Genomic DNA, 6,420 nt, shown 5'->3' on the forward strand with positions numbered 1-6,420 from the left:
AGGTGGTTGTGCGGTCGCCGATGGTGGAGGATTGGCTAAACTTAGGCTTATCTTCTTTAAGATTAACCTGCCCTTCATGGTAGCCTAAAAGTTCTTTTGTTGCGTCTGCTTGGCTCGGCAAAACATATAGTGGTGACTTATTGATAACAGCGGAAAGTGCGGAAACGGCTTTGCTCGATGGCACGCTCACCGTCATCATAGTGCCGTTGCTAACAAAATCACCTGTAATGCCGATTAGTTTTTTATCTAAAAACCATTTGCCGCCTGTTGATTTTGATTTTGGTGTATAAATAGTAATTACATCATTACGCTTGTTGTAAACAATGCGAATATCGCCCTTACGACTTGCTACACCCGTCTTAGAAATATCATCAACATTCGACTTTAAAAGTTTAAATACATCGCTTGCGTTTTTAATAGCAAAGTCTTGGCGAACATTATCTTTAAAGTTGAATTTTTTAGGCAACAAAATACCTTGTTCGGTTGTGCCGTCTTTTTTAGTGAATGAAATAACACGCCCATCTGACCCAACAAGATTTGCATAAGCCGCTAAAAGATTGCCTGTGATGATTTTGGCTAGTGCTGAGTCGTCGCCTCGTTGCTTTAACGCGTCTTGCGCTGTGCCGTAATACTTTGACACCTCGATGCGCGAAAACTCGGTCATTGGTACAGTGACGCTTCTTAGTTCGCCATTAACTGCCAGTGAGATAATGATTTTGCTTTGCGCGAATGGATTGCCATGCCCGCCCTTTTTGAAGGTTGACTTAACATTAGTGATAACGGCATTGTAAATATCGCCCTTAATATCAATCTGCCAAATGCTGCCAACACGATGACTTTCAATAAATGATTTCGTGTTCTCGAACACTGCTTTTTGGTTTGAAATATTCTTTTGGATATTTCCCGCATCTTCGTCATCCTTTGCCTCTTGATATTTTTTCTCAAGAGTAGCGATGAATGAGTTAAATCCGTTCTGCCCGTCCGTAATTAGCTTTTGAGTGTGCTGCGATGGCAATACATCTTCACCGATATTCTTGGTGATTAGTGCCTTAACCTCGTCGAGCGTCATTGGCTTACCTTGCGGTTTTACCTTGTACTCACCATAGATTGCTTCTTGGCCGAATGGTGTGCTTGGGTCAGTAGCAGGGACAGCGGTTGACTCCAGTTTTAACTCTGCTTCAAAGTCAATAGTCTTAGGCTCAAGCTCGTTTTGACCTGTCTCATCAAGATAGCTAATTAACGCGGCATATTGCGGCTCAATTTCCTCATAAATCTTGTTTTGCTCTTGGATAGGCAATAACGCGAATCGGCCTGTGGCTTTCTTAGCAAAATCATCATTCGTTTCAGCGGATGACGTATCGCCGTGAACCTCCATGCCAATCTTTTTAGCAATGTCCTGATTTTCGTCAAGGTATGCGGCAACAACCTTGTCGCCATACTTGTTAAGCATATCCATTGAAACAATGGACGTTGCCGACTCGGTATTGGATGAAGTATTGGCGTTGAGCGACTTCATCTTTTTATTAAGTACGGCGGTAGGGCGTTTTTCGGTAGGTAAATCTAAGGTAAGAATCGTGAATTTAGGCAATACGACTTGACCTGTACGATGAATACGGCCAAGCATCTGCATGAAGATGTTAATGTCTTGTGCGGGTTGGGCAACAATCATGTGACGGACGCGCTGGTCTTTGAATTTCTCCGAAGCGTGCAAGCTAATACCTGTCGAACCTGCGACATTCAAAATAATGGCATCAAGTTCACCACTATTGAACATACGGGTTGTGCCTACCTTGTCATTTTGCTCAGACAATGGCACTTGTGAAACGGTTGGTGTTTTAGTGGAGTAATCGACGGCCATATTTCGGCCAGTAATTTCAGCAACGGTGTAACCTGCCTTTTCAATGCGACTTCTCATCCAGTCAATCGGTGATGCGGGAATGGTCACATCTAACGAATCAATGATTTTTTGTGCTTCGTTATAGGCGGCGCGTGTTGCGCTATCTAACTCATGCAAACCTACTTCTTTTCTAGTTTCTTCGCCTTTTTTATCCTTAATCGTAACGGCTCTTGTTCTGTGCAATGCACGACTTAAAACATCTCTGTAGCCAAAATCACCAAGCGAATCACCATCCTTTAACCCGTTTGCCGACACATACTCATTCAAGAATGAACCCATTGTGTTTTCTAAGGCAATCAATGGCTTCTCACCACGCTTTAATGCGGCAATTGCTTCATTAGCGGCGGTATCTACTTTAAGGCCAAGCAACATCTGTCTAATAAAGTTATGAACCACACTAGAAAATTCATGGTGATTAACAGACTTCTCGGCTTTATTACCTGCCGCCCTTGCTTGCTTGCCTTCTTCCTCTGCTGCTTTCTCAAGTTGCTTAAAGTAAGTGTTGTGGAACATTCTGTCGGCGGCAACAATCGCTCTTAATGCTTTTGTCGCTTCATCCGATAACTTTTCATGCTCTACTTTGTTGGCTGAATCGACTTTAGTTTCAATGCTTACGCCGTTATAGCTTCTTTCGCGTCTAAACAACTGACCCGCTTTCACTAAGGCATTAGAAATAACGGTTTGTAGTGGTAGTCCACCTTGCATTACGGCTGTGCTAAGTTCGTTGGTATCGCCAACCGCTAAACCCATGTCCGTCTTGAAGTAAAGCGGCATATTGTCGGGGCGTTTAGCAAAGGTTGCCGATAAGTAAACAACACCTTTCGCTTCTTTCAACACTTCCTGCATGAACATACCTGTGGACGATGCGCCTCCTGCGTTATGCGATTCATCAAGAATGAAAATAGCGTTACCCGACAAAGCGGAAAGTAACCTTTGCTGATTGTTTGTTTTGTTGATTTGCGAGTAGGTAATAAATACTGCGTTGTAGTCATCAGGCAATACGCCGTCACCCGCAATATCCTCTACCTCTTTTCTGTGCTTGGCATCAGGTTTTGTTTTGTGTAGTTTTTTGCCGTCTTTCCCTGATATGGATTCCCCTGTATTAACAATAAACGGCTTTACGTCATTACTGCCAATGTCGGATAAATCGCCATACATATCGGTGAATAATTGCGGTTTAACAGTAACGAAAACAGGCGTGTGTCCGTTAAGCATTGCCCATCGAATGATTGCAGCTGCTTGACGGCCTTTACCAATGCCTGTTTGGTCGGCAATGATAATACCTTTGTTCTTTTCTTTGATTTGATAGATTGCTGAGGCAACAGAATCAACCTGCAAACCCATTAGCGCATCATGCAATTGCTCTGTATTGCGGTAGCCAAGTTCTTTAGCAGCATACTTATCAATATCGCCTACATTGTCCTCAAGGGTCAGTAGCGAATCCATGAGTGGTTGGCGCATATTGATAGGGATAAGCACTCCCTCATCTTTGCGCGAAGATGCAGGCGTGTATTTGACCTGAAAAGAGTTATCAGCGTCAGATAATACCGCTACATCCTTTCCAGTATTCCCATCAGGCTTTGACCTTCCGTCCACTCTTGAATCGTTTCCTGTTGTGACTCCTGTATCTCGGTTGTCTCCAACGGCCAAATTATCTTGCGCATTAGTGCGTTCATCGAATCGCTGTACATTATCGCTGACGGGTAATTTCTTATCTCCGTTTCTTGAGCGATTTGATACATTTCGGGTAGATGCTCCGCTGACATCATCATTGTTTCCCGCGGTGTTTCGTCCTCTTGCACCAGTCTGCGTAGTTTCGACTCCATCAACATTCTGTGAAGCTCTGGTGTCATTGGCTGCGTTGTTTGCACCGCTAGTATCGCTTGATAGTCCTCTGTTGTTTGAGGCCACCACCATTTTAATGTATTGGTCATATACGTCTTTCCAATTGTCATAACGTGGGATTGCGCCCGTTACAGGTGAGTTTTTATCCGATGCTTGTTTGCCATGTACGATGATGACGCGAACAGGCCAAGAAGCCCCTTGTCTTGAGTATAGCTTACCATCAACTTCAAAGTGGCCGACTACATTATAATTTTCGTATAGCCAGTTAAAGAAAATACGGTCATCGGTTGATATGCCGCCCTGAACCATATCTGCGCCAATAATGATCGCGGCTGTGCCATTGGGCTTCATGGCCTTTAACGCTTCGACTGCAATTAAATGGTCAATCTTGCCAATTTTATAACCATCAACTGCAACTTTTACCGTCTTGCCATTTTCTTTAATTGAACCAAATGGCGGATTGGTGATGATTGCATCTTGTGAATTAGGCTTAACAACCCCGTTTTCAATCGCTTTTAGTGCATCGCCTTGATGCGCGTTAAATCCTTGGTCTTTAAGGTTGTTAAATCGGGTGCTTTCCATTTCATTGACAGTGGCATTTTCAGGTAATGCCGTGATTAGCAACATTCCGTTGCCTGCTGTCGGCTCATACACGGTTGTATTCTTACCAATGTTCGCCATCTTTGCAGCAACAAACGCTAAGGGCGCAGGTGTGCTATAGGCTTGGTTTTCAACACTGGTACTGGTTCTGATATTCAAGTTTGGTTGCTTGTTGTACGCATCAACCAATTGATTGAATGTTGACGCATCGCCATTATGATTAGACGCGACAATATCACGAGAATGACGCGCTATCGCTGCCTCAAGCATTTCTTGAGCTTCTTTTAAACGATAATTATCAACTTCCTTGCCATCAAACTCGGCCACCATCTTGCGAAGGTTGACATTATTTTCAGGTAACGTGCCTTTTTTCAGGTGGTCGTAGAATAGGTCGGTTAGCGTTTCTTTGGTTGTGGGTGTCTTTTCTGTGCTGTCGGTTGTTTCTTCTTGACCTACATTAAGTATAGCAAAGTCAAAATCATACACATCATCTTCTTTATCCATTTGTTTACGGATTTCTGGTGATACTTGCATTTTACTAGCTGCATACAATCCTTTTAGGTATGGTTCTACCAAGTCTTGAGAAACTCCTTTACTAGATAAAGAGGCAATCATGTTTTCTGCCCATACTGCAAACTTAACCGCACCTTTTGCCAAGTAAAGCGTAGAGGCTTTCATGCCAATAGCCAGCACCTTGCCCATAATCACAGGGTCAACGCCTGAGCTTAATCGTTTGCCTTGCTCTTTGAAAATAGCAGCAAAATCATCTAAAGCGGCATCTAACTCATCATCAATTTTAATGAGTAGGCGTTCTTTTTTGGTGGGTTGTTTAGGTTGACGCGCCTCTACTTCCTCAACGGTACGATGTTCATCAGTGCGAGCTGATGTGTCATAAGGATTTTGCTTGTTTCCTATGTTAATCCCTACAGATTCGCCAACCAAGAATGCTCCACCATTATCAACAAAGCGAATACCATTTGCATCTTCGTAAACATTATTGCCTTCGGTATTTTTGCCAATTAGTTTTTTACCATTTTCGCTTTTAGCTGGTTTTCCCTCTGTTTTGGCTGCCGATTTTTGAGGTTCTTTCTTAACTTGTTGTGCCTTTTCAGCAGGTGCTAAATTTTCAGTCTTTCTATTGATACTGTTTTGTTCATTAGATTGCTCATCGATTTTAATGTTATTTTTGGCAAGCCAATCCGCTTTCATCTCCTCATCGGTTTTATTGATAGGCTCATCTTTTGACGAGAGAAAATGGTTGCCTTGTTTTTTAAGCAAGTATTGAGAATAATCATGCTCTGTTTGCGTAATAATGAAACCATCTAGGGATAAAACTGTTTTTTCAGTCATACGCATATATCCTCCTGACGTATAAAAAGCGTCAGGGTGGTCTTCTTTTGCTCTTATTCTTTGAGTTTCAATTTCATGTTTTGAAAAGATGCTTTTTTGTGCTGCTTGTTCAACAAATTCACCTCTAGTTAAAATACCTAAATCGCCATAATTAATTTTTACAGATAACACAGTCTTAACACGCCCAACCTCTCTTGCAGACATTTTATTTGTAAAACCGTTATATTCCGACTCTTTCTCAGCACTGACTGTATCGTTAGATTTAACAGCAGCATCACTCACAGTCGCTTTTTTAGCACTGTCTGTATTTTGATGCCATACCTTATCAATCGCTTCCTTACCAATATTTTTGTTTTTTACCCATTCCGCCTCAAGCTGCTCTTGATTCTTGGTTAAGATGTTATCAGAAATGCTTTTTTTAATAACATCTGGTGATAATTTAACTTGAGATAATTTTTCTTTAGCACTAGCAATAGCGGATTGTTTTGAGCCTTGAGCTAATCCATTAACTTTACGGCCAGTTGATTCTTCAATCACAAACCATTGCTTAGGATTTTGTGTGTTATGCTCATCTAGTGACAAACCAACAAATCCTTTTAACCCATGTGCTAAATCTACAGACTCAGTTAAAGCATAAGCCTGTATCTTGCCAGTATCTACATCCACTCCAAATCTAATAGGCTTGTCTTGAAGTTTTGCAAACTCATAGGCGTTTTCTACTTCACCAT

General features: G+C 42.0%; 1 protein-coding gene. It reads right to left on the minus strand.

Translation table 11 applies throughout. The features are described 5' to 3' along the window. Positions 1 to 6,420: strawberry notch C-terminal domain-containing protein (locus tag Q0212_RS00610; protein ID WP_297920698.1), on the minus strand; the 6,420-nt coding region annotated here is incomplete at both ends.

Origin of the sequence: uncultured Agitococcus sp. (assembly GCF_937920075.1) — a bacterium.
In the GTDB taxonomy this organism is placed as follows: domain Bacteria; phylum Pseudomonadota; class Gammaproteobacteria; order Pseudomonadales; family Moraxellaceae; genus Agitococcus.